Source organism: Streptomyces sp. NPDC001135 (genome assembly GCF_053598395.1).
Window position 1 is genome coordinate 34,767 of the sequence record NZ_JBSFKD010000042.1, and the last position, 25,874, is coordinate 60,640.

Annotated in this window: 27 protein-coding genes, 1 tRNA gene and 1 pseudogene; 3 read left to right on the forward strand and 26 right to left on the reverse strand. The window is 69.9% G+C overall.

Features of this window, described 5'->3' with window-relative positions; translation table 11 throughout:
- Nucleotides 1–48 precede the first annotated feature (48 nt).
- The 7 genes and pseudogenes from rho to ACWC94_RS36475 form a co-directional block, all read right to left on the reverse strand.
- A complete protein-coding gene (gene rho / locus ACWC94_RS36445) occupies nt 49–2,010 on the reverse strand; it encodes a transcription termination factor Rho (protein WP_450801565.1) in 1,962 nt (653 codons plus the stop codon).
- Between the two features lie 404 nt (nt 2,011–2,414).
- A complete protein-coding gene (gene thrB, locus ACWC94_RS36450; RefSeq protein WP_450801566.1) occupies nt 2,415–3,332 on the reverse strand; it encodes a homoserine kinase in 918 nt (305 codons plus the stop codon).
- Nucleotides 3,333–3,592: 260 nt separating this feature from the next.
- Nucleotides 3,593–4,651 (reverse strand): threonine synthase, encoded by a 1,059-nt coding sequence (thrC, locus tag ACWC94_RS36455; protein WP_450801567.1) that lies wholly within the window; start codon nt 4,649–4,651, stop codon nt 3,593–3,595.
- A gap of 6 nt (nt 4,652–4,657) precedes the next feature.
- Nucleotides 4,658–5,950, reverse strand: coding sequence for a homoserine dehydrogenase (locus tag ACWC94_RS36460; RefSeq protein ID WP_450801568.1), 1,293 nt, complete (start codon nt 5,948–5,950; stop codon nt 4,658–4,660).
- A gap of 142 nt (nt 5,951–6,092) precedes the next feature.
- Nucleotides 6,093–7,484, reverse strand: coding sequence for a diaminopimelate decarboxylase (gene lysA / locus ACWC94_RS36465; RefSeq protein WP_450801569.1), 1,392 nt, complete (start codon nt 7,482–7,484; stop codon nt 6,093–6,095).
- 54 nt (nt 7,485–7,538) lie between these two features.
- Nucleotides 7,539–8,828, reverse strand: coding sequence for an ArgS-related anticodon-binding protein NrtL (gene nrtL, locus ACWC94_RS36470; protein WP_450801570.1), 1,290 nt, complete (start codon nt 8,826–8,828; stop codon nt 7,539–7,541).
- Nucleotides 8,829–9,194: 366 nt separating this feature from the next.
- Nucleotides 9,195–9,701 (reverse strand): annotated as a pseudogene (locus ACWC94_RS36475) (response regulator); the annotation flags it as partial.
- A gap of 118 nt (nt 9,702–9,819) precedes the next feature.
- Here ACWC94_RS36475 and ACWC94_RS36480 point away from each other — a divergent pair.
- The 3 genes from ACWC94_RS36480 (at nt 9,820) to ACWC94_RS36490 (ending at nt 12,130) form a co-directional block, all read left to right on the forward strand.
- A tRNA-Arg gene (locus tag ACWC94_RS36480) sits at nt 9,820–9,891 on the forward strand.
- A 474-nt stretch (nt 9,892–10,365) separates the two neighbouring features.
- A complete protein-coding gene (locus ACWC94_RS36485; RefSeq protein ID WP_450801571.1) occupies nt 10,366–11,049 on the forward strand; it encodes a DUF4145 domain-containing protein in 684 nt (227 codons plus the stop codon).
- A 502-nt stretch (nt 11,050–11,551) separates the two neighbouring features.
- Nucleotides 11,552–12,130: a hypothetical protein gene (locus ACWC94_RS36490; protein ID WP_450801572.1), complete on the forward strand. Its 579-nt coding sequence runs from the start codon at nt 11,552–11,554 to the stop codon at nt 12,128–12,130.
- Between the two features lie 141 nt (nt 12,131–12,271).
- Here ACWC94_RS36490 and ACWC94_RS36495 read toward each other — a convergent pair whose 3' ends face one another.
- From ACWC94_RS36495 to ACWC94_RS36585, 19 genes are all read right to left on the reverse strand, one after another.
- Nucleotides 12,272–13,750 (reverse strand): tyrosine-type recombinase/integrase, encoded by a 1,479-nt coding sequence (locus ACWC94_RS36495; RefSeq protein WP_450801573.1) that lies wholly within the window; start codon nt 13,748–13,750, stop codon nt 12,272–12,274.
- A complete protein-coding gene (locus ACWC94_RS36500) occupies nt 13,747–13,938 on the reverse strand; it encodes a helix-turn-helix transcriptional regulator (protein ID WP_107406877.1) in 192 nt (63 codons plus the stop codon). Before ACWC94_RS36500 ends, ACWC94_RS36495 begins: the two co-directional genes overlap by 4 nt.
- A complete protein-coding gene (locus ACWC94_RS36505; protein ID WP_450801574.1) occupies nt 13,922–15,097 on the reverse strand; it encodes an AAA family ATPase in 1,176 nt (391 codons plus the stop codon). Before ACWC94_RS36505 ends, ACWC94_RS36500 begins: the two co-directional genes overlap by 17 nt.
- Nucleotides 15,094–15,996 (reverse strand): bifunctional DNA primase/polymerase, encoded by a 903-nt coding sequence (locus ACWC94_RS36510; RefSeq protein WP_450801575.1) that lies wholly within the window; start codon nt 15,994–15,996, stop codon nt 15,094–15,096. Before ACWC94_RS36510 ends, ACWC94_RS36505 begins: the two co-directional genes overlap by 4 nt.
- Nucleotides 15,997–16,082: 86 nt before the next feature.
- On the reverse strand, nt 16,083–17,519 hold the full coding sequence (locus ACWC94_RS36515; protein ID WP_450801576.1) for a DNA cytosine methyltransferase: 1,437 nt from the start codon (nt 17,517–17,519) through the stop codon (nt 16,083–16,085).
- A gap of 83 nt (nt 17,520–17,602) precedes the next feature.
- A complete protein-coding gene (locus ACWC94_RS36520) occupies nt 17,603–18,088 on the reverse strand; it encodes a single-stranded DNA-binding protein (RefSeq protein ID WP_450801577.1) in 486 nt (161 codons plus the stop codon).
- A gap of 5 nt (nt 18,089–18,093) precedes the next feature.
- Complete coding sequence (locus ACWC94_RS36525; protein ID WP_450801578.1) at nt 18,094–18,282, reverse strand: hypothetical protein; 189 nt, start codon at nt 18,280–18,282, stop codon at nt 18,094–18,096.
- Nucleotides 18,279–18,875 carry a hypothetical protein gene (locus ACWC94_RS36530; RefSeq protein ID WP_450801579.1) on the reverse strand — a complete coding sequence of 199 codons (597 nt, stop codon included), beginning with the start codon at nt 18,873–18,875 and terminating at the stop codon, nt 18,279–18,281. Before ACWC94_RS36530 ends, ACWC94_RS36525 begins: the two co-directional genes overlap by 4 nt.
- A gap of 14 nt (nt 18,876–18,889) precedes the next feature.
- On the reverse strand, nt 18,890–19,084 hold the full coding sequence (locus tag ACWC94_RS36535; protein ID WP_362618793.1) for a hypothetical protein: 195 nt from the start codon (nt 19,082–19,084) through the stop codon (nt 18,890–18,892).
- Between the two features lie 153 nt (nt 19,085–19,237).
- Complete coding sequence (locus ACWC94_RS36540; RefSeq protein WP_450801580.1) at nt 19,238–19,489, reverse strand: hypothetical protein; 252 nt, start codon at nt 19,487–19,489, stop codon at nt 19,238–19,240.
- A 141-nt stretch (nt 19,490–19,630) separates the two neighbouring features.
- On the reverse strand, nt 19,631–21,856 hold the full coding sequence (locus ACWC94_RS36545; protein WP_450801581.1) for a cell division protein FtsK: 2,226 nt from the start codon (nt 21,854–21,856) through the stop codon (nt 19,631–19,633).
- Nucleotides 21,857–21,936: 80 nt separating this feature from the next.
- Nucleotides 21,937–22,263 (reverse strand): hypothetical protein, encoded by a 327-nt coding sequence (locus ACWC94_RS36550; protein WP_450801582.1) that lies wholly within the window; start codon nt 22,261–22,263, stop codon nt 21,937–21,939.
- Nucleotides 22,264–22,288: 25 nt separating this feature from the next.
- Nucleotides 22,289–22,465 (reverse strand): pRL2-8, encoded by a 177-nt coding sequence (locus ACWC94_RS36555; protein ID WP_450801606.1) that lies wholly within the window; start codon nt 22,463–22,465, stop codon nt 22,289–22,291.
- Nucleotides 22,462–22,779 (reverse strand): hypothetical protein, encoded by a 318-nt coding sequence (locus ACWC94_RS36560; protein ID WP_450801583.1) that lies wholly within the window; start codon nt 22,777–22,779, stop codon nt 22,462–22,464. Before ACWC94_RS36560 ends, ACWC94_RS36555 begins: the two co-directional genes overlap by 4 nt.
- A gap of 65 nt (nt 22,780–22,844) precedes the next feature.
- Nucleotides 22,845–23,171 (reverse strand): hypothetical protein, encoded by a 327-nt coding sequence (locus tag ACWC94_RS36565; protein ID WP_450801584.1) that lies wholly within the window; start codon nt 23,169–23,171, stop codon nt 22,845–22,847.
- Nucleotides 23,168–23,818, reverse strand: a complete 651-nt coding sequence (locus ACWC94_RS36570) for a GGDEF domain-containing protein (protein ID WP_450801585.1) — start codon at nt 23,816–23,818, stop codon at nt 23,168–23,170. Before ACWC94_RS36570 ends, ACWC94_RS36565 begins: the two co-directional genes overlap by 4 nt.
- Nucleotides 23,815–24,831 carry a DUF2637 domain-containing protein gene (locus ACWC94_RS36575; RefSeq protein WP_450801586.1) on the reverse strand — a complete coding sequence of 339 codons (1,017 nt, stop codon included), beginning with the start codon at nt 24,829–24,831 and terminating at the stop codon, nt 23,815–23,817. The genes ACWC94_RS36570 and ACWC94_RS36575 overlap by 4 nt, the downstream gene beginning before the upstream one ends.
- Complete coding sequence (locus ACWC94_RS36580) at nt 24,828–25,118, reverse strand: hypothetical protein (protein WP_450801587.1); 291 nt, start codon at nt 25,116–25,118, stop codon at nt 24,828–24,830. Before ACWC94_RS36580 ends, ACWC94_RS36575 begins: the two co-directional genes overlap by 4 nt.
- A 164-nt stretch (nt 25,119–25,282) precedes the next feature.
- Nucleotides 25,283–25,663, reverse strand: a complete 381-nt coding sequence (locus tag ACWC94_RS36585) for a RapZ C-terminal domain-containing protein (protein ID WP_450801588.1) — start codon at nt 25,661–25,663, stop codon at nt 25,283–25,285.
- Between the last annotated feature and the right edge of the window lie 211 nt (nt 25,664–25,874).

Here is a 25,874-nt window from a genome sequence, read left to right on the forward strand (position 1 = left end):
CCGTCACTTGTGGACGGGGGGCGGCCTTCGGACTCACCTCAACGGCGCTCAGTCACCGTTGCCCGGCGTCGGCGTCGTCTTCTGAATCTGCATCAGGAACTCGACGTTCGACTTGGTCTGCTTCATCTTGTCGAGCAGCAGCTCGATCGCCTGCTGCTGGTCGAGCGCGTGCAGCACCCGGCGCAGCTTCCAGACGACGGCCAGCTCCTCGTTGCCGAGCAGGATCTCTTCCTTACGGGTACCGGACGCGTCCACGTCCACCGCCGGGAAGATGCGCTTGTCGGCCAGCTTCCGGTCGAGCTTCAGCTCCATGTTGCCGGTGCCCTTGAACTCCTCGAAGATCACCTCGTCCATGCGGGACCCGGTGTCCACGAGAGCCGTGGCCAGGATGGTCAGCGAACTGCCGTCCTCGATGTTCCGCGCCGCACCGAAGAACCGCTTCGGCGGGTACAGCGCGGTCGAGTCGACACCACCGGACAGGATGCGGCCGGAGGCGGGCGCCGCCAGGTTGTAGGCACGGCCCAGACGCGTGATCGAGTCCAGCAGGACGACGACGTCGTGGCCCAGCTCGACGAGTCGCTTGGCGCGCTCGATGGCCAGCTCGGCGACCGTCGTGTGGTCCTCGGCCGGGCGGTCGAAGGTCGAGGAGATGACCTCGCCCTTGACCGACCGCTGCATGTCGGTGACCTCTTCCGGACGCTCGTCGACGAGGACGACCATCAGGTGGCACTCGGGGTTGTTGTGCGTGATCGCGTTGGCGATCGCCTGCATGATCATGGTCTTGCCGGTCTTCGGCGGGGCCACGATCAGACCGCGCTGGCCCTTACCGATCGGCGAGACCAGGTCGATGATGCGGGTGGTGAGCACGCCCGGGTCCGTCTCCAGGCGGAGGCGGTCCTGCGGGTAGAGCGGGGTCAGCTTGTTGAACTCCGGGCGGCCACGGCCGTGTTCGGGCGCCATGCCGTTGACGGAGTCGAGGCGGACCAGCGCGTTGAACTTCTCGCGGCGCTCGCCCTCCTTCGGCTGGCGGACCGCGCCGGTGACGTGGTCACCCTTGCGCAGGCCGTTCTTGCGGACCTGGGCGAGGGAGACGTACACGTCGTTCGGGCCCGGCAGGTAGCCGGAGGTCCGGATGAAGGCGTAGTTGTCGAGGATGTCCAGGATGCCCGCGACGGGGATCAGGACGTCGTCCTCGGCGAGCTGCGGCTCGGCGATGTCGTCGCGGCCACGGCGGCCACGGCGGTCGCGGTAGCGCCCGCGGCGGCCACGGCGGCCACCCTCGAAGTCGTCGTCGTCCTGCTGCCGGTCCTGACGGCCGCCCTGCTGGCCCTGCTGCTGACGCTGCTGGCCGCCCTGCTGGTCGTCACCCTTGCCGCGGCGGTCACGGTCGCGGTCGCGGTCACGGTCACGGCCGCGCTCACGGCGGTCGCGGCGGCCACGGCCCTCGCCGTCACCGGCGTCGCCCTTGGCCTCGCCCTGCTGCTGCACGGACGTCTCGACCTTGGGCTCGGCCTTCGCCTCGGCGGCGACGGTCTCGGCGCCGCTCGCGGCCGGGCTGCCCGCCTCGGCGGTGGCGCGGCGGCGACGGCGCTCGGTCGGCGCGTCGTCGGAGGCCGGCTGGCCGGGGATCTCGATCTGCTGCTGGGCCACGGCCTTCTCGGCGGGGGCCTCGGACTTCTTCTCGCCGTCGGCGGCCTCACCCGTACGGGCCTTGGAGGTGGCGCGGCGCTTGGGCTTGGCCTCGGTGGCGGCCTCGGCCTTGGGGGCGGTGCCCCCTGCGGCCTGCGCCTCCTTGATGACCTCGATCAGCTGGCTCTTGCGCATCCGCGCGGTGCCCCTGATGCCGAGGCCCGAGGCGACCTGCTGCAGCTCGGCCAGCACCATGCCCTCGAGGCCGGTACCACGGCGCCGCCGGGAGCCGGCACCGGTGGCAGGCGCGGAGGCGTCCGTGGCGGGCGCGGCAGCGGTCTCCTCGACACGTGCGCCCATCAGATCGGTGGTGTCGCTCACGAAGGGTCCTTCCCTGGAGCGGACGTCGGCCTGTCTGGCTCGGCGACCGGTTGTGCTGTCCGGCTACGGTTCTGTCTTCCGTGAACCGTGCCGGGGCGGTGGTCCGCCAAAGCGGCGGAAGAAATGTGCGGTGATTGGCGCTTCCGCGAGTCGTGGCACCCAGTGTCACGTGGCGTGGTAGCACCGATTCCGAAGCGTGCCCGGCGGCCCGCTCAGTGTCCGCATACGACGTACTGCCCAGGTACGGCGCACGGAACACGGAGTGGCGTGGGAGGCTCCCGGAAGAATGTCTGTCCCGGACTGGGACACGAGGCACCTCGCCATGGTGGGGTCGGGTGCAGACTTGAGATTAACACTACCGGATCCAACAAACATTCCCCCTCTCCAAATCCGGCAACCGTGTGTCAGGTCGCAAGCGGCAGCACGCTCGCTCCCCGCAGGTCCAGGCTCAGCCGGTTGGCGGCCCAGTCGGCGCCGGCCAGGGTCTCCACCTTGTCGGCGGTGCCGGCGTCGGCGAGGGCCATGACGGTGGGCCCGGCGCCCGAGATGACGGCCGGGACGCCCTCGGCGCGCAGCCGCTCCACCAGCGCGGCGCTCTCCGGCATGGCGGGGGCGCGGTACTCCTGGTGGAGGCGGTCCTCGGTGGCGGGCAGCAGCAGCTCGGGGCGCCGGGTGAGGGCCTCGACGAGCAGGGCGGCACGGCCCGCGTTGACGGCGGCGTCGACGTGCGGCACGGTGCGCGGCAGCAGGCCGCGCGCGGTCTCGGTCAGGACCGGCTTTCCGGGCACGAAAACCACCGGAACGATGGAATCACCGGGCTCCATCCTGATCGCCCGGGCGGCGCCGGACTCCATCCAGGACAGGGTGAATCCGCCGAGCAGACACGCGGCCACGTTGTCCGGGTGGCCCTCGATCTCGGTGGCCAGTTCCAGCAGTGCCGCGTCGTCCAGGCGGGCCTCGCCGCCTATGGTCACGGCGCGGGCGGCGACGATGCCGGCACAGATGGCGGCGGAGGAGGAGCCGAGGCCCCGGCCGTGCGGAATGCGGTTGGCGCAGACGATCTCCAGGCCTCTGGGCTGTCCGCCCAGCAGATCGAAGGCGGTGCGCAGGGAGCGGACCAGGAGGTGAGACTCGTCACGCGGGAGGGTCTCGCTGCCCTCCCCCGCGATGTCGATGTGCAGCCCGGAGTCGGCCACCCGGACGACCACGTCGTCGTAGAGCCCCAGCGCGAGGCCGAGGGCGTCGAAGCCCGGGCCGAGATTGGCGCTGGTGGCGGGAACGCGCACCCGGACGGCGGCGGCGCGGAACGCTGGACCGGCCATCGCTCGTTGACTCTCCTTGAGCTGCGTGACTGTCGAAGACATTCGATACGTACGGGGAGACCCGCCGGCCGCGCAGACGGCGCGACATCACCCATGTGCGCAGCCATATGCCAGGCATATGCAACGGGCGGGTTCAGTACAGCCTATCGAAGGAGGGTTCTGTGGCGACATAGGGCGCACAGGAGGCGCACGATGCGTGTCGTAAGCCCCCTGTGCACCCTCCACAGGGATCGCCGCCCGTCAGAGGCTGTCGGGGTCGGTCAGCCGAGGCCGAGGCGCTCGGCCGCGGCGGCCGCGTCGACCGGGACGGTGACCGGCTGCGGGGCTCCGGCGACGGCCCAGTCGGGGTCCTTCAGACCGTTGCCGGTGACCGTGCACACGATCCGCTGGCCCGGGTCGACCCTGCCCTGCTCGGCGGCCTTCAGCAGACCGGCCACGGACGCGGCCGAGGCGGGCTCCACGAAGACGCCCTCCTGTGCGGCCAACAGGCGGTAGGCGCGCAGGATTTCACGGTCCGTCACCTCGTCGATGGCACCACCGGACTCGTCACGGGCGCGCAGCGCGTACTGCCAGGACGCCGGGTTGCCGATGCGGATGGCGGTGGCGATGGTCGACGGGTCCTTGACGACCTCACCGCGCACGATCGGCGCGCTGCCCGAGGCCTGGAAGCCCCACATGCGGGGGGTCCTCGTGGCGATGCCGTCGGCGGCGTACTCCGTGTAGCCCTTCCAGTAGGCGGTGATGTTGCCCGCGTTGCCGACCGGGAGGACGTGGATGTCGGGCGCGTCGCCGAGCATGTCCACGATCTCGAAGGCGGCCGTCTTCTGGCCCTCGATACGCACCGGGTTGACCGAATTCACCAGCGCCACCGGGTAGTTCTCGCTCAGCGAGCGGGCGAGGGTGAGGCAGTCGTCGAAGTTGCCGTCGACCTGGAGGATCTTCGCGCCGTGCACGAGGGCCTGGCCCATCTTGCCGAGCGCGATCTTGCCCTGCGGGACGAGAACGGCCGAAACCATGCCCGCGCGCACGGCGTAGGCGGCGGCGGAGGCGGAGGTGTTGCCGGTGGAGGCGCAGATGACCGCCTTGGCCCCCTCTTCCTTCGCCTTCGAGATGGCCATGGTCATGCCCCGGTCCTTGAAGGATCCGGTGGGGTTGGCCCCCTCCACCTTCAGGTGGACCTCGCAGCCCGTGCGCTCGGAGAGCACCTGCGCGGGCACGAGGGGCGTGCCGCCCTCGCGGAGCGTCACGACCGGCGTGGTGTCGGATACCGGCAGCCGGTCCCGGTACTCCTCGATGATTCCGCGCCACTGGTGGGTCATTGCTGGTTACTCTCCTTCAACCCGCATGATGCTGGCGACACCCCGCACGGTGTCGAGCTTGCGCAGCGCCTCGACGGTCCCGGTGAGGGAGGCGTCGGACGCGCGGTGGGTGACGACGACGAGGGAGGCCTCGCCGTCCTTGCCCTGCTGGCGGACCGTGTCGATCGACACCCCGTGCTCGGCGAACACGGTCGCGACCTGGGCGAGAACACCCGGTTTGTCCGCGACGTCGAGACTGATGTGGTAGCGCGTGACGACCTCGCCCATGGGCGAGACCGGCAGGGCCGCGTACGCCGACTCACCGGGCCCCGTTGCGCCGTTGAGCCGGTTGCGGCAGACGGCGACGAGGTCGCCGAGCACGGCGGAGGCGGTCGGGGAACCGCCGGCGCCGGGGCCGTAGAACATCAGCTGACCGGCGGCGTCCGACTCCACGAAGACGGCGTTGTACGCGCCGCGCACGGAGGCGAGCGGGTGGGTCAGCGGAATCATCGCGGGGTGCACCCGCGCGGTGACGGACGCCCCGTCCTTCGACCGCTCACAGATGGCGAGCAGCTTGATGGTGCAGCCCATCTCCTTGGCCGAGCGGAAGTCGGCGGCGGTGACCTCGGCCATGCCCTCGCGGTAGACGTCGTCGAGGCGCACGCGGGTGTGGAAGGCGATCCCGGCGAGGATGGCGGCCTTGGCGGCGGCGTCGAAGCCCTCGACGTCGGCGGTCGGATCGGCTTCCGCGTACCCCAGGGCGGTGGCCTCGTCGAGGGCCTCCTGGTAGCCCGCCCCCGTGGAGTCCATCTTGTCGAGGATGAAGTTGGTGGTGCCGTTGACGATGCCGAGCACCCGGTTGACCTTGTCCCCGGCGAGGGACTCGCGCAGCGGGCGGATCAGCGGGATCGCACCGGCGACGGCGGCCTCGTAGTAGAGGTCCCGGCCGTGCTCCTCCGCCGCGGCGTGCAGGGCGGCGCCGTCCTGGGCGAGCAGGGCCTTGTTGGCGGAGACGACGGAGGCGCCGTGCTCGAAGGCGGTGGTGATGAGGGAACGGGCGGGCTCGATCCCCCCGATCACCTCCACCACGACGTCGATGTCCCCGCGTTTGACGAGGGCGGTGGCATCGGTGGTGACCAGGCTCGGGTCGATGCCCTCACGCACCTTGCTCGGGCGCCGTACGGCGACCCCCGCGAGCTCGACCGGGGCCCCGATCCTGGCGGCGAGGTCGTCGGCGTGCGTCGTCATGATGCGCGCCACCTCTGAGCCGACCACTCCACAGCCCAGCAGCGCCACCTTCAGCGGACGCGTACGCATCATCCGACCTCGTTTCCTCATACCGTCTACGGTTGGACCAGTCTCACTCACCGGACGGGAGTTTCTACCCTTCGTCCGGATCGTGAGACATCTATTTCATTTGTGCGGGACCGGAAGACCGTAGATCTTCCGGCCCTGCGCAGGGTTACCCGACGTCGAGACGCAGGAGGTCCTCCTCCGTCTCACGCCGGACGATCACCCGGGCCTCGCCGTCCTTCACGGCGACGACGGGCGGCCGGAGCACATGGTTGTAGTTGCTGGCCATGGACCTGCAGTACGCGCCCGTGGCCGGTACGGCGATCAGGTCGCCCGGCGCCAGGTCGGCGGGCAGGAACGCGTCCTTGACCACGATGTCCCCGCTCTCGCAGTGCTTGCCGACGACACGCGCGAGCATCGGCTCGGCGTCGCTGGTGCGCGAGACGAGGGCCACGCTGTACTCGGCGTCGTAGAGCGCGGTCCGGATGTTGTCGGACATACCGCCGTCGACCGACACATACGTCCGCAGCCCGTCCAGCGGCTTGACGGTGCCGACCTCGTACAGCGTGAAGGCGGTCGGACCGACGATGGCGCGCCCGGGCTCGACGGAGATCCGCGGCGTCCGCAGCCTGGCGGCGTCACACTCGCGGCTGACGATCTCGGTGAGCGCCTTGGCGATCTCATGCGGTTCCCGCGGATCGTCGGCACTGGTGTAGGCGATCCCGAGCCCACCCCCGAGATCGATCTCGGGCAGCTCGACCCCGTGCTCGTCCCGGATGTCCTTGAGGAGCCCGACGACACGGTGGGCGGCGACTTCGAAGCCCGACATGTCGAAGATCTGCGACCCGATGTGGGAGTGGATCCCGATCAGCTCCAGCCCGTCGAGCTGCAGCGCCCGCCGCACCGCCTCGGCGGCCTGCCCGCCGGCCAGCGGAATCCCGAACTTCTGGTCCTCATGGGCCGTGGCGATGAACTCGTGCGTGTGCGCCTCGACGCCGACGGTGATCCGAATCTGGACCTTCTGCCGCTTGTCCAGGGACTGCGCGATGTGGGCGACCCGCACGATCTCCTGGAAGGAGTCCAGCACGATCCGCCCGACACCGGCCTCTATGGCGCGGCGGATCTCCGCGGGGGACTTGTTGTTGCCGTGGAAGGCGATGCGCTCGGCGGGCATCCCGGCGGACAGGGCGGTGGCCAGCTCCCCGCCCGAGCACACGTCCAGGTTGAGCCCCTCCTCGTGCAGCCACCGCACGACGGCACGGGACAGGAACGCCTTCCCGGCGTAGAACACATCGGCGTCGGCCCCGAAGGCGGTACGCCAGGCCCGCGCCCGGGCGCGGAAGTCGGCCTCGTCGAGGATGTAGGCGGGCGTCCCGTAGAGCTCGGCGAGCCGGGTGACGTCGACGCCGCCGACGGTGACGATCCCGTCGGCGTCGCGCGCGACGGTCTGGGCCCAGACCTTCTGGTCCAGGGCGTTGAGGTCGGCGGGCGGCGCGGCGTAGTGCCCCTCGGGCAGGACGTCGGCGTGACGGGGTCCGGCGGGGTGGGCGGAACGGCTCATGACGTGGCTCTCAGACTCTCTGTCTCTCTCCGGGGCGCATGTGCTCTGGGGCCCTCAGAGGTGTTCGGGTGCGTCGATGCCGAGCAGGGACAGGCCACCGGCCAGCACCGTCCCGGCGGCTTCGGCGAGAGCGAGCCGGGCGCGGTGGGCGGCCGAGGGTTTCTCCTCGCCGCGGGGAAGCACGGAGGGCAGGAAGGGCAGCACGGCATCGGCGAGGGTGACGAGATGCCGCGCAAGCCGGTCCGGGGCACGGTGGGTGGCGGCCGCGGTGAGGATGCGGGGGTGGTCGGCGAGGGAGATGACGAGACTCCGGGCGGCGTCGGGGGTGAGGGCGTCGCGGGCGGCGCGGGTGAGGGGGGATCCGGCATCGCGGGTGAGGGCGTCGCGGGCCGCGGAGGCGGGGGCGGATCCGGCATCGCGGGTGAGGGCGTCGCGGGCCGCGGAGGCGGGGGCGGATCCCGCGTCGGGTACGTCGATGCCCTCGGCGGCGCGGGGGACGACGCCTCCCTCTTCGCCGGTGACGACGCTCCCCTCCGCGTGGGCGAGGGCGCTCCCCTCCGCGTGGGTGACAACGCTCCCCTCCGCGTGGGGGACGACGCTCCCGGTGTCGGGGATGTCAACGTGCCGGGTGTCGCACACGGGACCGGGTTCGGCGGCGAAGCCCAGGCGGCCGGCGTTGCGGCTGAGGGACCGGATACGGGCGTGGGCGTACCGCACCCGGAACAGCGGATTGCCCTCCCGCTGGACGAGATGGTCGGCGGTGATCCGCGGCCGGTCGTGCGGCGCGGGATGGAGCAGGGCCCACTGGGCGGCGTCGGCCCCGAGCGGAGCGGGGTCCTCCGGAGCCGGCACAGGCCGCAGATTCACGGGCTCCCCATGCTCGACGGTGGCCCGCCCGCCCTGCGTACCGACGATCCGTACGACGGCGTCGGCCACGACCTCGGCCCGTACCTCGTACGGCACCCGCAGCGCGACGACCTGCCCGGCGAGGGCGTCACCGTGCCCGTAGGCGGCACCACGGGCCCGGATCTCCCGGACGAGCCCGGTGACGGGGTCGGCCTGAGCGTCGAGGCTGATGTTGAGAAAGCCGGGCCCGGTGACGACGACGTCCCGAATGCCGTCCGCGCCGACGAGCCGGGGCCGCAGGATCTCGGCGACCCGCAGCGGCGGCTGCCCGGCCGGCCGGGCGAGCTGCAGCGCGACGTTGGTGGCGAAGTCCCCGCACCCGCCGGGCCCCGGCTCGGTCACCACGACCCGCTCGGGCACGGTCACACTCAGCTCCCCGTCATCGACAGCACGACGCACCGCGCGCAGCACGGTGCGGGACAGCTCGACGGGAGTCACGGGACAAGCGTAGGGGAGGGAGAGGGTGGGTAGGTGAAACGGTTCTCACTGTGGGACGGCGAAGGGACCGCGGCCCTCGCTTCACCCAGCACCGCACCGACGGCAGGCTGCCAACAGCCTGGAGCAGCTCCAGCGACCTGGCCACAGGCCACACAGAGCGCTCAGACCGCTCAGGCCACGTCAGGCCGCTCAGACCGCATCAGGCCCTCAGGCCACATAACCGCCGTAGCCACCGCAGCCGCCCTGGCCGCCGTACGAAATCCCACCCGGCACACCATCGCCCACCGCACCGCAAACGCCGCCGGAAACCGCACCGGAAACGCCATCGGGACGGCCGTCGGCTACGCCGTCGTCCCCGCCCCCTTCGCCGCCCCCATCCCCATCCCCGTCACTGTCCCCGTCACCGCCGCCACCCTGGTGCCCCCCTCCTCCGCGCCCGTCTCCCCCGCTCCCGCGCTCGATGAGCTGCTTGACGAGCCGGACGAGTTCGGCGGGCTCGAAGGGTTTGGCGAGGAAGGCGTCCACGCCGACGTCGAGACCGGTGTCGACCTCGTACTGCGTGCACGCGCTGATGATGGCGAGGGGCAGGTCGTGGGTACGGGGATCGGCGCGCAGCCGGGCGGCGGTGCGCAGTCCGTCCAGCCGGGGCATGACGACGTCGAGCGTCACGACATCGGGCCGCACCTGATGCACCACGTCCAGACACTCGGCACCATCGGCCGCGGTCACGACCTCGAGCCCTTCCAGTTCGAGGTTGACCCTGATCAGCTGCCGGATGACCTTGTTGTCGTCCACAACAAGCACCCGACCCGAGGCGCCTGGCACAAGTCGAGAGTAGGTCCGGACCGGCCACCGCGTCCGGGTTTTCCCCACTTCCACCCCCTACAGGTGACCCGCCCCACCCCACCCCGGGAAACGGATTCCTGATCACCCCTCCGGACCTGCTAGTGTTCTATCCGTCGCCGCGAGCGAACAGCTCCGCAGCCGACACGCCCCCGTAGCTCAGGGGATAGAGCAACGGCCTCCGGAGCCGTGTGCGCAGGTTCGAATCCTGCCGGGGGCACTCGCCGAGGATCAGCAGAAATCAGGTGTTGACCAGGGCGGATGCCGACATGAAAGAGCGGGAGACAGTCTCACTGTCTCCCGCTCTTTCTCGTTGTTGCGCACCGATCGTGTGTGAGGAGCGTGTGGGCCACACACCCGCCGGCCACCACCCTTCCTCCTGGCTCCCCACTTGAACTGGCACGCGTTTGGTACGGCCGCGGTCTACTGGCCACCGTGTCCGCCGTCCAGCGGGCCTGACGAAGGCGTGGGCTCCTGATCGTTGCCGGTCGGCGTCGGGCCCCTCGCACGGCCCGGAGCGGCCCAGGCCGTGGCTAGTCGCGTGGGGATACTCGCCCGCGGGCTAACGGCCAGGAAGGCACCCCATAGGGACGAGAAGGCTTACGCGCCGAGCGCGGGGCGCCCTGCACGATCAGCGCCTACGAACCTAACGAAACGCGTCACCAGTTGACGCAGACGTCGCTACCTTTTGTGCATGAGTGACGACGCGCCCCTCAATGAATATGTGACCGACTGCCCTCGCTGTCAGCAAAAGGTCACGGCCACGGTCGAGGCGTACAACGAGTTCTCGCCCGATAATTCTTTCGAGTTCAGGCGTTATCTGATAGCCGAATGCCGCCTATGCTATCAGCCTCTTCTACTTGAGCAGATCCAAGATTCCAAAAAGTTCAGTCGTGAGCTGGAGTGCGTCTGGCCCACCTCACCACGAGCGTTGGCCGAGACGATTCCAGAAGTGTTGCGGCGTGAGCACTTCGAAGCGCGTACATGCTTCAAATCTGAGGCTTACACGGCCACAGTTGTGATGGTCCGTCGCACCCTAGAGGGCGTGTGCGCGCAGCATGGGATCAGCAAGAAGCCTCTGTACAAGGCATTCGAAGAGATGGAGTCTGTTGGTCTCATTGAAGGGCGACTGCTGGAATGGGCTCAAGAGTTGAGAGTGCTCGGCAATGAAGGTGCACATTTCACCGGTAAGCCCGTGACCCGGCAGGATGCATCGGACGCGATAGCACTTGCAGAAGCTTTGCTGGATTATCTGTACGTCTTTAATGATCAATTCTTGAAGTTCAAAGAGCGTCGCAAAAAAGCGGCGGAGATGGCACAGAAGGCCGCACAAGATGCCACATCCGGCAAAGATAAACCTGAAAATGGTGCGAAGTAAAGAGGTCGGCGGACTTTCAAGGGGCGAGTCAAGCATTGCCTTTTGCCATGAATGTTGCCGGGAATCTCGGCGATCTGTGCTTTCCCCGCCCAGCAGGCGTCGGCCCATGCCCCTGGTAGTCGTCGTTGGTCGCCATTGACCACCGCCGAAAGAGACAGCGCGGCATTGCCGGGTGCAGGGCAGCACCCGACTGAGAGCTGGCACCATTCGGTGGTGACCTTCTACACCCCAGCCGACGGCAGTTAGCTACGACGGTGAGACAGCCAACTCATCAGGCGTGCGTGGGTGCCCTCGCTGCACCCCACCGGCTCCGCGCACTCGACTTGGTGACCAGAGGACCGTGACCGTGGCCTCCGAGCCCCAGCCGGCCACCTATGCCTCCTCATGGACCAACAAAAGTCGACGCCCCCAAAGGGTGATGCTCTCATAAGACCATCACCTCACTGTCCTGCGAACAGGGTCTCCGGTGAATTGTCCGCAAGGAGCACACCCGGAAGGGCGAATGAAGAACGAAGAGAGACGAGTGCTCGTCCGCGCAATCCAGAAGGCAACTGCAGCAATTGAAACAGACGGTAAGCCCGACCAAAGTTCCATGGCCGGAAAATTGGCTGCACTTACAGGGGATTTCGCTAGTGCGCGCAACGTGATCAGATTCTATCAACAGCATGACAATCATCCCGTTGTCGGGGAGATTGCCGCCATCATCGGCGACGAACGGACTGCCCGAGCAAGTATGCCACATTGCATCCACACAGGAACAATTGCAGCACTAATCGGCGATAGAGAGACCGCCATAACCGGAATGTCTTATGCTGAACAGCGAGGGGAGCACGGTGATGCCGGAATAATCGCCGCACTTATCGGTGATGAAGCAAGAGCCCAAAAAGAAATGCTGCACTGCGAGGTTACGGACGATCATTACGGTCGTGGATGCATTGCAGCCATCATCGGTGACGCGGCGGTTACCCTAGATGAGATCGAACACTTCGATGGCATGAAGCGATATAAGCGGGCTGGACTGATCGCGGCATGGTTCTTGTGGTCCGGAAAAGGTTCAGGAAATATGTCGTCAGGTGGATGATTGCTATGCGCGCGGCACGGGCGCCGACCGGGCTGGAGCGGCCCGGCGATTAGAGCGCAGGCCCGGCCGGGGCCGGGCCTGCGCGGTGAGCGGAGCGAACCGCCTCGATGAGGCAGAGAGATTGGGCCGTCGGACACCCGCCTAGGAAATCCCCGTCAAGGGGGCCTCCCATCCCATCGTCTTTTCGATCTTCTTGTTGTTCTCCGTCTCGCTGTCGTCGATGACGCCCGCGTATCGGCGGTGGATGACCTCCGGCGAGTTGCCGGCGCGTCGGGCCACCTCGGCTACCGGAAGGCCTGCGCGGAGCCAGTTCGTGATGCACGTGGCCCGCAAGTGGTACGGCTTCCGGGCCAAGGGCGAGGCCGCCTTGTCGGGTGGGAGCGCCAGCGCTCTGGCTTCCTGCCACACCCGCCAGTAGCTGGACGTGCCGAGTAGATCCCCCCGTTCATTGGGGAAGACACGCCCGTCCTTAGCGGTGCCGAACTCATTCAGGTGCGCTCGGAGCATCGCCACCAGAACGGGCGGAATGGGTACCGGCCGATCCGTACCCGGCTCCCGCGACTTCAGCCCGCGTTTGTCGTGCCGTTCGCCCGAATCGGTCCACTTCTTGCCCGAGATCGGACGGGTCTCCCAGAGAGTGAGCGTCCCCCATCCCTTGTCAGGGAGATTGCAGTCAGACAGCCGGAGTCCGACTGCTTCGGCCGGGCGCATCGCCGCGTACAGGATGCAGCCGAAGAAGGCCACAAGTCGTCGCCCCCGATTACGGTGCACTGAGCCGACGTACGAAACGGCCGTGAGAAGCTGCCTTCCCTGCACCTCGTTGACCAGGACGCGTGGGTCTACAGCATCGCTCCCACTGGAAGTGGGCCGCTTCACTCCTGCCAGCGGATTCCCTTCTAGGTATCCCTCCTGAATCGCGTAGTCCATGGCCGTGTTGAATCCGCGACGGCGTCGCTTGTACGTATCCGCTGCCGCTGGCGTGCCGTCCATCTTGAACGACAAGCGGTAGTGGACGTCCTGCACGACCTTGGAGTCCCTGAGAGCCGACAGGGGAAGCGAATGGCTCGCCAGCCACGCACAGACTTTCTCCAGGTCCGGCGGGGGCTCTTCATCCTTGTGAGCCGGTACGACAGCCCATCGTACGGCGCGCCGCACGTCTTCCAGGTCCGGCGCCCCTGGGCTCTCGCCCATCATGCCGAGGGCTGCGGTAGCGAGGCTGTCTGCCAGGCCCTCGCGCGTCTTCGCTGCGGCGGTGCGCCAGCGCATTGCCATGTACTCGCGAGAGAAGTCCCACCATGCCGGGTCCGGCTTGGCACTCGCCTTCTCTGCCGCTGCTCGAAGCTCCGATTCGGGCAGCCCCGTTTCTACGTCGAAGGCTTCGCCCTTACGCATGGCGCGCCAGAGCTCCGAGCGGCGGCTCTCGGCGAGCGCCGACGTCGTGAAGGTCGCGTGGCGTACTTTCCCAGCGACTACCCAACGGAGTTGGTATGGCGCCGTCTTGCTGGAAATCTTGCTGACTTTCCAGACACGGACGTCTGTGGAAAGTGTGGGTTCCTCAGACCCGGCCGGGCACTCGTTTGCACGAGCACCCGACGTTGCGCCGGTCTTGCGATTGGTCACGCGGCTTCCTCCAGAGCTGCAATCCAACGCTCCAGTTCCGAACGGCGGATGCGTACGGCACCGTTCGGGAGCTTGATTGCCTTCGGGCCTTTCCTCTGCTGTCGCCAGCGGTAGAAGGTCGACAGCGGTACGCCGATCTCCTCAATGACCTGAGAGATCGTGAGCATCTCGTCACGCGCCACGGTCAGTTCCCTCCGAGTTCTCGCCAGCGGAACGGGAGCCGGACAGCTGGGACAGTCCCGATTTCGACTGTCCCAGCTGTTCGTGCAGGTCAGGTTGGGTACTGGGGCAGTCGGACAGCTGGGACACCCCCGGCGTGCCCTGTGTCCGGGTCTCGGTGTCCGGGTAGTACCGACCCCCGGCGTCCTTGGTCAGTTGTCCGTCCGCGGCCATGCGCGAGCAGGTGCGGCGGACGTTCTCGGCATCGAGCTGCGGCAGCGCGGCGACGATGTCCCGCGGGCGCGCGCCGGGGTGCTCCCGGACATGTCGGAGGATGGCCGCGCGGGTGTCGCCGATGGTGTGGTCCGTGACCGGCCCGTCGAGCATCTGCCAGGCGCCGGAGGCGGCTTGGAAACTGAGCGCGTACTCAGCCTCATCGACGTCGCGTCCGGTGACGTGCAGGATCCCGTCCGCCTGCCCGCGGGCCCGCTTCAGCACCAGCGTGGCGTCGGCGGCTCCGGCGATACCGTTCGTGCCGGACACCTCGGTGAGGAAGTCGTCGGAGCCCGCCTTGCGGACGTGGTGGACGAGCACCACGGCGATGCCGTAGTGGTCGGCGATCCGCTTGGCGTAGCCGACGGCGACATAGTCCGCGTCGTAGGCGGATACGCCCTGCGGGGCGGGGCCGCGCATCTTGGCGAACACGTCGATGACGACCATGCGGGCGTCCGGGTTGCGGTCCAGCCATCCGGCGATGGCGTCGCTGCCGCCCTGGGGGAAGGGCGGGCATTCGGTGACCAGGGTCAGCCCTGCCGGGGCCGCCTGCCCGCCCAGGACCTTGCCCATGCGGGTCTGGAGACGGCGGGGGGTGTCCTCCAGAGCGAGGTAGAGCACGGGGCCGCCCTGGACGGGGACGGAGTCGAAGGCGTGGCCGCCGGCCGCGACCGCGAGGGCCAGGCCGAGGGACAGCCACGACTTGCCCACCTTGGGCGGTCCGGCGAGCAGGTTGACACCCTCGGCGAGGATGCCGGGCACGGCCCACTTCGGCTCCGGGAAGTCCGCGGCCATGAGCTGATCCGCGGTCCACGCCGTGCGGGGCCGCTCCCGCTTCGGCGGGGTCTCGGGGGCCGCGCCGGGGTCGGTGGGCACGGAGTACAGGTGCAACGGGGGGATGGCGTTGCCGCTCATGCCGCGACCTGCCGGGGGCGGTTGGCTCCGGCGCGCAGGCCGGAGGCGATGGTGCGGCGTGCCTCGCGCTCGCCCTGGCCGACGCTGAGCGCAGCCTCGGTGAGCTTCTCAGTCACCTCGTGCGCGTCCAGCTCTCCCCCGGCGACCAGCTGTCCGAGGGCCACGGAGGCGTAGTAGAGCGCGTTGTTGTGCTCGTGCGGGCCGGAGCCGGTGACGCGGGCCAACTCGCCGTTGAGTGCGGCGGTCAGGAACTTGCCGCGTCGGTCGCGGGTGGTCAGCGGGACCGTGACCGGTCGCTGCGGCGGCAGGGGCGCCGGCCGCAGCAGGGTGGCGAGCCAGTCGGGCAGCGGGACCACGGGGGCATCGTGAGCGGTGGTGTAGGGGCGTCCGGCCGCGGTGCTGCCCGCGGCGACGACGTATCCGCCTGCCGCGCGGGTGTCGACCTTCCAGCCGAGCCCGTTGCCCTTGTCGCCTGCGGTGTTTCGCAGCGGCTCGCCGTCGGTGGGGGCGGTGAAGTACAGGTGCAGACCGCCGCGGCCGGTGCGCACGGTGTGGGTGTCGCAGGGGAAGGGCTGGCCGTGGCGCTCGCACAGCACCGCGAGCACGGACGCGCCGTCGGTCACGCCGGGCAGAGCCCACGCGGCCGGCGGGGTGTCGTCCGGGGTCTTGGGGGTGTCCAGGTCGATGACGACCAGCCGTGAGGGGCCGGTGGCGATCCCGACGTTGTACGTGCCGTGCGTCCAGCACCGGGTGATGCGGTCCGGGTCTGTGGTGGCACGGTTCTCCCAGTCACGGACGGCGGGGCGCTTGTCACCGGGGATGAGGGGGAAGACGTGCCAGCCGCGCGACGCAGCGTCCAGCGCTGCGGTGAGCTGGGCAGAGCCATCCAGGTGAGGCATGCTGGAGGTTCTCCTGTTCTGTCGAAGGGGCAAGAGAGCCAGGGCGGCCGTGGTCTTGTGGTGAGAGGCGGCCGCCCTGGGCGTGTCTACTGGCCGTTGGCGAGGGGCAGTTCCTCGCCGGTGATTGCCTCGCTGACCATGGCGACCAGGTCGCGGGCCGCAGGTGGGGTGACGGCGTTGCCGAGCATCAGCACTTCGATGCGCTTGCTGGACGCCAGCAGGCGGTAGCCGTCGGGGAAGGCCATCGCAGCGGCGTACTCGTGCGGCTCCAGCATCCGGAACCGGCACTCTTCGACTGAGCCGACGGTGCCTCCGTACAGGGCGCCGTGCCGATCCACTGTGGTCACCGTGGGCAGAGGCCGGCTCGCCGGGCGGGCGGTGCCGTTGCCGTAGTAGGGCACCACCATGTCCGGGGCCGTGACGATGCCGTGGTGGTTGCCGCCCGCGGTCACCGTGGCCAGTGGCTGGCTGATGGCGCGGTGGGAGGATCCACCCCCGCGCAGTTCCACCATGTACGGCGGGAGAGCGAGCCCGGTTTCGTTGCGCGTGGTCACCGTGCGCAGAGGCCCGGACAACGGCGCCGCGCGCTTGCCGTCGCGGCCTTCGACGGGCACCGCGAGGGGCTCGGCGTAGGCGGCGAACCCGGCACGGACCCGGCGGAGCGTGTCCACGGCCAGCGGCTTGGCGCGCTCGCCGATCTGCTGTGCGGGCAGTGTCCAGTCGATGACCGCGGCAGCCGGGCGCACGGCCGGCTCGACGACGGTGTTGCGGCATTCCACCCGTGGGCAACGCCAGACGTATTGAGCGTGCTTGCCGTAGCGGCCCCAGGGTCGGGTAGGGGTGCACATTTTCGTGGTCTTCCATCCCTGGATGGCCCGGATCCGCCCGTGCATCGGGCAGACGGCCGCGGGGCGGGTCCACTTGTCGAAGTCGGGCATGCGCTCGCCCTTGCGCCACAGCACCACGTACATGCGGTCCCTGGACTGCGGGGCCGCGGGGCCGTACGCGGCGGCGTGCATGGAGTTCATCCATACGATGCGGTGCTCGTACCCCCAGGCGTGCAGGGTGCGCAGCCACGCATCGAACGCGGCGCCGGGGGCCTGCTCGGGGCCCCACCAGTAGGCGTCCACGACGTTTTCCACGATGATCGCCCGGTAGTTGTGGGCTTCGGCAAACCGGGGCACATCGTGCATCGTGGCGCGCGAGCGGATTGCCGCTTCGTCCACGCCGCTCTCGGCGAACAGGCCGTCGCTGTGGGCGCCGTGGCCGCGCCTGCGGCCCTTGGCGATGGAGTGGTTGGTGCACTCCGGAGACGCCCACAGGATGTCGGTACGGGGGTAGCGGCGCGGGTCCACCTGGGAGAGATCGGCGCAGTCATGATCTGCGTCGGGATGGTTGGCCTGATGGGTGTCGACGGCATGGCGGGCGTGGTTGGCGGCCATGCGCACCTTCACGCCGGGCACCAATACGGCACCGGTGGACGATCCCCCGGCACCGCAGAACAGATCGGTCAGGGTCAGCACGCTTCATCTCCTGTGCTGTCGAAGGGACAAGAGAGCCGGGGCGGGCGCGGTCTTGTGGTGAGAGGCGCCCGCCCCGGGCGCCGTTAGAACGGTGGTTCGTCGCCGGTGGACGGCGTGCCCCACCCGCCAGCAGCCGGCGTGGTCCCGGCGGGGGCAGGGCTGTTCCATGCGTCGACGGCCGGGCTGGGCGTGGTGCCGTTGCGCTGGATGCGGTTGACCTTGGCTGTGGCGAAGCGCAGCGAGGGGCCGATGTCGTCCACTTCCAGGGCGAGCATCGAACGGTTCTCCCCCTGGTCCGTCTGCCAGTTGTGCTGACGCAGGCGGCCGGTGACGACCACCCGCATGCCCTTGGTCAGGCTCTCGGCGACGTGCTGGGCAAGGTCGCGCCAGGCGGTGCAGCGCAGGAACATCGCGGTGCCGTCCTGCCACTGGCCGGCGGTCTTGTCGTAGCTGCGCGGGGTGGAGGCGACGGAGAACTTCGCCATGGCCGCGCCGCTGGGAGTGAAGCGGAGTTCGGGGTCGTCGGTGAGGTTACCGACGACGGTCAGCGGGGTCTCTCCCACGGACATGTGGATCACTCGCTTTCGGTTTGGGTGGGGTTGGTGCTGGAGTCGCGGTGGTCGGCGGTGACGTACAGGCGCAGCCTCTTGCCGTCGCGGGTGGGGTATCGGCGCACGGCGCCGGTCTCGAACGCGCCGGCCAGCGCCTGGCAGATGCGGTAGGAGTCGTCCAGCTGGCAGATGACGCGGATCTCGAACGTCACCGCTCGTCCCGTGCGGTAGGGAGTTCGGGCAGTCCGGCAGATTCCAGCGCGGTGCGGTCGAAGCCGGGCAGCGTGGCGCGGGTGACGAGGGCCTGGGCGAGCTGTTCGGCGTAGGCGCCACTGGCGCGGGCCACCTCGATCTGAGTGGTGGCACGGAGGGTCTCGACGCGCTCGATGTGAGTGTGTTCCTCGCGCCGCTCGCTCACGTGCCGCTCGTGGGCGAGGGCGTCCCGGCGGTCCTGGCGCCAGTGGTGGGCGGCGAAGCAGTAGGCGAGCACAGTGGCCAGCGCCCACAGCAGCAGCGGCAGGGACAGACCGTCGGAGTATCCGGCGACGCCCGCGAGGGCGAGGCTGCTGGAGACGGCGTAGCCGGTGGCGGCGAGCACGGGCTCTCCGGCGCGGGCCAGGGAGGCTCCGCCGGCCGCGGCTCCGGCGGCGAGCACCGCCATGAGGGCGGCGTTGCCGACGGAGTGTTCGGCGCCGTTGGCGTTCCAGATCCGGGCGAGGGCGAGCACGGTCGTGGTGGCGACGGCGGGCGCGGCCTTGGGTGCGGCGGTGGTGAGCCAGCGCCGCGCGACGATGGGTTCGTTCACAGGAGTGCCTCCGGTCAGTGGCCGAGCTGGGACAGGAACCGGGCGAAGGACGCCACCAGGTCGTGAATCGGGCCGTAGGCGCCGGTCCCGGCGGTGAAGAACCCGAACAGGAACAGCAGCACCGCGGCTCCCCCGCCGGTGGCTCTGGTCTTGATGGCGAAGAACGAGGCGATGCCGAACAGCAGCACGGCCGAGATGGTGAGGGTCATAGAGGAATCTCGCTTTCAGGCGAGGGAGACGGATCGGTAGGCTCTGCGGGCCCCGGGTGCTGGCAAGTTCGGGGCGCTGACCGGCGACCGCGCTGGCCTGGCTCCGGCTAGGAGCGGGGTCCGTCTCATGGCGGGCGGTCGCCGGTCGTCTGTTCAGTCGGTGCCTGCGCGGTAGATGCGGGCCCAGCGGTTGTAGAGCCAGCGGCCGGCGCGGATGCGCTTGCCGGTGGCGTGGCAGCGGCGGCAGTCCTTGCCGCGCTTGAGCCGTCCCTTGCGGTCGGTCTTGAGCTGGTGGCCCATGCCGCGGCACTTGTGGCAGTTGCCGAACGGCGAGGCCGCACACAGCCCGCCATAACCGAGAGTGACTGCGAGCAGGCAGGTGATAGCAAGGAGGGCGGGGGTCACGAGGGGCCCTTCCAGGCGGTTTTCAGGGGTTTCCGCAGGTGGGCCGCTATGTACTAGCGGCCTGATCAGACTGGGTTTGGGCCGCTAAGGGGGCCGCTAACGATAGCGGGGCGCACTGCTATCGATAGCGGCCCCCGGGCGTCAGCTCGCGTCCCGCTTTCCGTCACGCTCCGCAATCGCGGTGACGATGTGGGACCGGTCGACGCCGCGCCGGTTGACGACCTTGCCGTCGATGCGGCGCCCCACCTGGATCGTGGAGATGCCGAGCGGCTTGAGGGCGGAGGCGAGGGTCTCGGGCTCCCAGCCCGTGTAGACCCCCGGGCGCAGTTCGGCGAGCCGGGCGACGACCGTCTCGGACCATTCCTTGGCCTGCGCTGCGGGCACGACGGCGAGGATGTCGGCGAGCAGGTCGTATGCCGGGCCCGTGACCTCCTCGGGGGCCTCCCCGAGCGCGTAGCCGGACAGCAGTCCCGCCTTCTCACGGGCCTTGCGGGCGCGGGCGCCGATGGTGTCGGCACCGGGGGCGTCCACGTAGACGGAAGAGACGATCCGGGCATCCGCCCCTTCGCCGACGAAGTAGTGAATGCCCTTGTCTCCCCAGGCGAACATGGTGGCGCGCACGCCGCGCTTGTACGCGGACGTGCCCAGCACCATGTCGTTCTCGGTCTGACCCATGACCTTCAGGCACCAGCGGGCGGACGCGTTCGCGGAGATGCCGGTGGGCAGCGACTTGGCGTCCGGGCGCTGGGTGGCCAGCAGCACGACGATGCCGGTGGCCGGACCCCGCTTGACCAGGTCCGTGATGATCTCCTCGAACTCCTTGCCATGGTCGGAGTGCTCGAACAGCACCTGGCACTCATCGACCCCGACCACGACCGGATGCAGCCCCAGCGACCGTTTGTCGGCAAGGTGGCTGGTCACCTTGTTCTCGGGGCAGATGTCCCGGGGCAGGGAGCGGATCACCTTCACGCGGCGGCGAAGTTCCTCGCGCAGTGCGCGAAAGTCGGCGAGCGCGTACAGGATCGACTCGTCGTCGTCGCCGGCGGCGTGCCGGTGGGAGACGTTGTTGCCGACCGGGTCCAGGTCGCCGGTGCCCTTCATGTCGTAGCTGTGCACCTCCGCGCGCGGGTCCAGCGCGGCGATGAGCAGCAGCAGACGCAGCAGGAACGTCTTGCCCATGCGCGGGATGGCGCCGATGACGCCCGCGATGTACATGAGCGTGATCTCGACCCAGCGCCCACGCTGGTCGGTGCCGAACGCGACCGGCTTGAACAGGTCGACCGTGCCGGACTTGGCCAGCGGCCACGCGGGCTTCTTGGCCTTGTTCATGTCCTGGTCGCCCACCCACAGCACCAGGTGCCCGGTGTGCTCGTCGGGCACGGCTTCGGGCCACACGCAGCCCAGCGGGCGGCGCAGGCCGGAGGCGAGCCGGTCGCGGCGCTCGATGACGTCGGTCACTGTGACGCCGTAGGGGAGGTTGCCCTCCGCCCGCCAGCCGGGGCCGTCCCGGGTGATGGGGGCGGTGAACTCGAACCCGTCCCGGCCCTTGGCCTGCGCCTGGTTGATCGCCGGAATGCCCAGCGCCCCGAGCGCGCGCAGCACGATGTCACTAGTGAGCTTGGTCGCCTTGGGCACCTCCACAGCCCTGTGGATGACCGGGGCGTCCGGGCGTCGGCCGGCGAACCCGAGCGCCATCACGACCGCGCTCACCGACACCGCCTGAAGCCAGCCCGGAGCGAGCACGTACAGGGCGAGCGCGGCACCGATGCCGACGAACATCGCCAGCACCGTCACCAGGGTGCGGAGCCGGACCCGGCCGTCACGCTGCCGCGACAGCTTCAGGTATTCGGCGGCATCCTCGCGGCGCACGGCGGCGAGCCGGACCGGCTCGCCCTCGCGGTCGGCCACCCACCGCATGGTGCCGCCGATGAACCGGGCCGCGCCGATCGGGGCCTGGAAGGTGAGGCGGGCGGCGTAGACCGGGGCCCGCAGCGCGTGGTACCCGGCGGCGTGCGCGTAGTGCCGGGCCACCCACATCGCAGCGGTCCGCAGCTCCGCCACCGACCGCAGCCACTCCGGGACGACCGCCCGGCGCCGGGCTCCAGCGAGCCGACCGAGGTAGCCCGGACCGGTCGCGGTCGGCGTCGGCTGGTCGACCATCACGGTCGTGGTCGGGTCGGCCGACTCGGCACCCGACTGACCGGGCCCCGAGTCGGGCGACCGGTCGGCGTGGGGTCGGTCGATCGGGTCGGCCGACTCGGCGCGGGCCGACCGCGCCTTGCCCAGGTCGACCACCTCTCCGCCGGAGTCGGCGGCCATCTCGACTTCGAGTCGGTTGAAGAGTTCATTGTCGTCGGGGTGGTTCACTGAGGTTCCTTCCACTTTCGGGTGTGAGGGAGAGCGGGCCCGGCCGACGCTGTAGGAGGTGAGCGGCCGGGCCCGTCCAGTTACATGCCTGGCAGGAGCGCACTGCCGGCGGGGAACTCAAAGACCGTGACCAGGGCCTCAAGGCCGGGGTCGTCGGCGTGGGCAACGCGGGTGTAGACGACCGTGAATGGGGTGCCGTCGCGGCCGGTGGTCGGATAAGCGCGGACGTCGTGTCCCCACGCCCGGCGTCGGCTGACCGTGAAGCGGGCCCGGGACGCCGGGATCACGCCGTGGATGCCGAAGTTGCTGCCGGACAGGCAGACGAACCGCGCCGAGTCGGCGAGGAGCGGCTGACGGAGTGAGCGCCCCGAGCCGCGGAACAGACCGGTGATCCGTTTCAGGCTCATGGCTGAACTCCTCCTCGGGGGCCGGTCACCACCAGCTCGGCTTCGGCTTGGGCACGACGTAGGGGCAGCCGTTGCGCATGTGGTCCACGCACTGCGGGCAGTCCTCGCGGGGCCGCAGCTTGCGGTGAATGCGCCGGTCGTAGGCGTGCTGCCAGCACTGCGGGCACTGCCCTGGAGGCGTCTGGTCACCGGCCACGGTCACCACCACCCCGAAGACTTCTTCGCGGCCTTGGCGGTGGCGGCCTCGTTCACGATCCGCTGCCGCTCGGTCTGAAGCGCGGTGATCTCCGCGGACAGCCGCGTCTCGGCTGATCCCCACGCGGTCTCCAGCTTCCGTTCGGCGCGCGCGGGGCTGTTGCCGCGCACGACCTTGTAGGAGCCGCCGGCCAGTGCGGCCAGGACGGCGCGCCGCTCGCGGCCGGTCAGCGGCCACATCTCGCGCTTCTGGACGGCCGTGAGCTTGCGGGTGGTCTGCTGGATCTCGCGGTCCAGGCGACGGGTGTCAGGCTTGGCCATGGACAACCCCTCCTCGGGGTGATGTGTCGTCCGGCGGGCGCACAGCCCGCCGGGAACAGATGGGGTCACAGGTCGAACAGGCCCGGCGCGTCGTCCACCGGCGCCGCGGCACGCGCACGGCGGGCGGCGGTGTGGCACTCCGGGCACCAGGCCCGCAGCTCACCCACCGGCAGCGCGGCAGCCTTCACCGGCGGGGTGAGCGGGTTGGTGGGAGCGGCCATCAGGCGGATGCGGTGGCCGTGCTTGCTGGTGTAGGCGTCGTGCTCGCGCGGGCAGCGGCCTTCGGTCTTGGCGTGCGGGTTGCCGCACTGGCCGGTGCACTGGCAGCGGTAGCCCGCCACCTCCATTACCGGCCGCCAGATGTCCACCGCGGCGAGCGGCTGAGACTTCATGCCGCCACCCCCACGACGGGGGCATCGGTGCGGGCGCCACTCCGGCCGGCGCGGCGGCCGGTGACGGTGGCGAACAGCCAGCCGAGCCCCGCGCGGCGGGTCCCGGTACGAGCCTGTTTGGCCGCGTACATCGCCTCGTCGGCCCGCCGCAGCAGGCGGGACAGGTCGTCGCCGGGAAAGTCCGCAGCGCGCACCCACCCGAGACTGACCGTGGTGCGGACGGCGGGGTCCTGGCCGTCGACCGGCCGCGCCAACACGCTGTGCAGCACGGCGAGCAGGTCCACCGCGGTGCCGTGATCGTCGAGCAGGACGGCGGCGAACTCATCGCCCCCGAGCCGTCCGGCGACCCCGGAGCGACCGACGTGGTGGGCGAGCCGGTCGGCCGTCGCCTTCAACAGGGCGTCCCCGGCGGCGTGCCCGTAGGTGTCGTTGATGTGCTTGAACTTGTCGACGTCGGCGAGGACGACGACCGCGCGGGGGTCCTTCAGCAGGGCCGTGGCGCGCCGGGTGAAGCCGTCGCGGGTGCGTAACCCGGTGAGCGGGTCACACCGGGCGGTGTTCAGGCAGCCTCGCAGCCACCACACGTGGACCGCCCACCCGGCGGCCAAGGGCAGCGCGGACAGCAGGACCGTGGCCAGGGTGTTCACGCGGCCACCTCCTCAAGGACGCTCTCGGCCTCGTCGGCCGGGGCGGGGGCGGCGTGCAAGGGATGGTTCTGGGCGCGCTCGGCGAGCAGGGCGTCACGCACCTGCCGGGCAGGGCCCGAGCCGCAGTGCAGGGCCTTGCGCAGCGACTCGCCGTTGATCTCGGCAGCCTTCCAATCGGCCGTAACGGTGCGCGCCTCGGCGAGCAGTTCGGCCGTCGTGCGCTGCGGCGCGGTGGCCTTTTTCTTGGCCGGTCGCTTGCGCGGCGGCTTGGGTGCCTTGCGCGTCGACTCTCCCGGGGGCTGCTCCGGCTCCGGCGTCCGGTCGGGCTTGACGTCCGCGGCGGCCGGGGCCAGCTCCCCCAGGCGCAGAAGGACGCGTTCGCGGCGCGGCGTCTGGCGGCGCCAGGAACGGCCGTAACGCTCCCGCAGATCCGCGCGGGCCAGCAGACGTTCCTTCTCCAGGGCGAGGGCGTCGCTGTATGAGGTGACCTCCCACAGCGTCATTCGGCGCCACAGAGCGAACGTGGAGCCCGGGGCCAGCAGCCAGCGAGAGAACCGGATCTTCTCCATGCGCCGGCCGGTGACGGCACCGATCCGGACGGCGTAGACGTGCGCGCCGATCTCGGAAAAGACCACCCACAGCAGCGGCATCGTTCCGTGCGCCACCTTCGCCGACAGCGAGTGCCCGGCGGCGACGTTCAGGCCGCAGGTGACCAGGGTGAGCACCCACGGCACGAACCGCACCCACGCCAACGCCATGTCCAGCCGGATCAACAGCAGGTTGGCCAGCGTGAACACCGGAATGGCCACGTCGATGGCGACCGGCAGGATGTGCGGCTGGGTGAAACCCCAACGGGCCGCAGCAAGGGACACCGCGTCGAAGGATGAGACCAGGCCCAGGGCGCCGACCGCGGCGGCGGCGAGCGCCCCCACCCCGGCAAGGCCCATCTCCGGCTTCGTCAGCGGTGGGACCGCCGGACGTTCGGCCGGGGGGTTCGTCTCGGCGGTGTTCATGCCGCCGCTCCCCTCCGCGCGGGCCGACGCCCGCCCGGGCGGGACAGTGGGACGACGTTGAACAGCTCCGGGGCGTGCGCCTCGATCACTTCGGCCACGACCCGGCTCACGTCGTCCGGGAGGTCCGGGTTCTCGGCGAGGATGTCGCGCGCGGCGTCCAGCCGGGCAGCGCGCTCCTCGTCGGTCTCGCCCTCCACCCCGAGCCACAGCTCAGCCGGCGTGCCCAGGGCCAGTTCGATGAACTCGTTCACGGAGACGGCCTGATGACCGCCGATGTACGTACGCATGCAGCGCTCCTGATGTCGAAGGGACAGGGAAAGTGCCCGGGTGGTCGTGGCCTGGTGGTGAGAGGCGACCGCCCGGGATGGGACCCCAAGCCGCATCGGCGGCGGGGTGGTGCCCCGACCGGGAGTCGAACCCGGTCTCACGACCATCAGGGCTGTCGTACGGCTCAGCGGTGGACGACGGGCTTGTCCATGTCGCGGTGGTGGACTGTCACGTCGTGTCCGGCATCGCTCAGCACTTCGGCGAGGGCGCGGGCGAAGACCGGGGCGCAGTGCCGGCCGCCCGCACATCCGTCGGCGACCGTGATGACTCCGGCGGACGGTCCGGACGCAAGTGCTTCGACGGCCGATGCGGTCTCCAGCACCAGGGCTGCGACCCCCGGTGTGCCCAGCACCGCGGCACGAACCGGCTGGTCGTCGGCGGTCATGTCCCACAGCTCCGGCGAGACGTGCGGGTCGTGGAAGTGGTGGCGCAGATCGATGGTCAGGTGCGCGGCTGGCGGTACGTCGTGCAGGTAGCCGAACGAGACGATCTCGACAACAGCCATGAGGATTCCCCCAGGAATCGAAGGGATGGAAAGGGCGGCCGCGGTCGTGGCGTGGTGAGAGGCGGCCGCCCCGAGCGCCCCGGAGCGGATTCGATCCGCTGCCTCACGGCCGGCCGGGGCCGCAGCGCCGGAGCGCTGCGAGAGGTTGGGTTGCGCTGTACCTCACGCGGACGGAGCCCGCGTGGCCGCCTACTTGGCCGAGGAGAGGCGG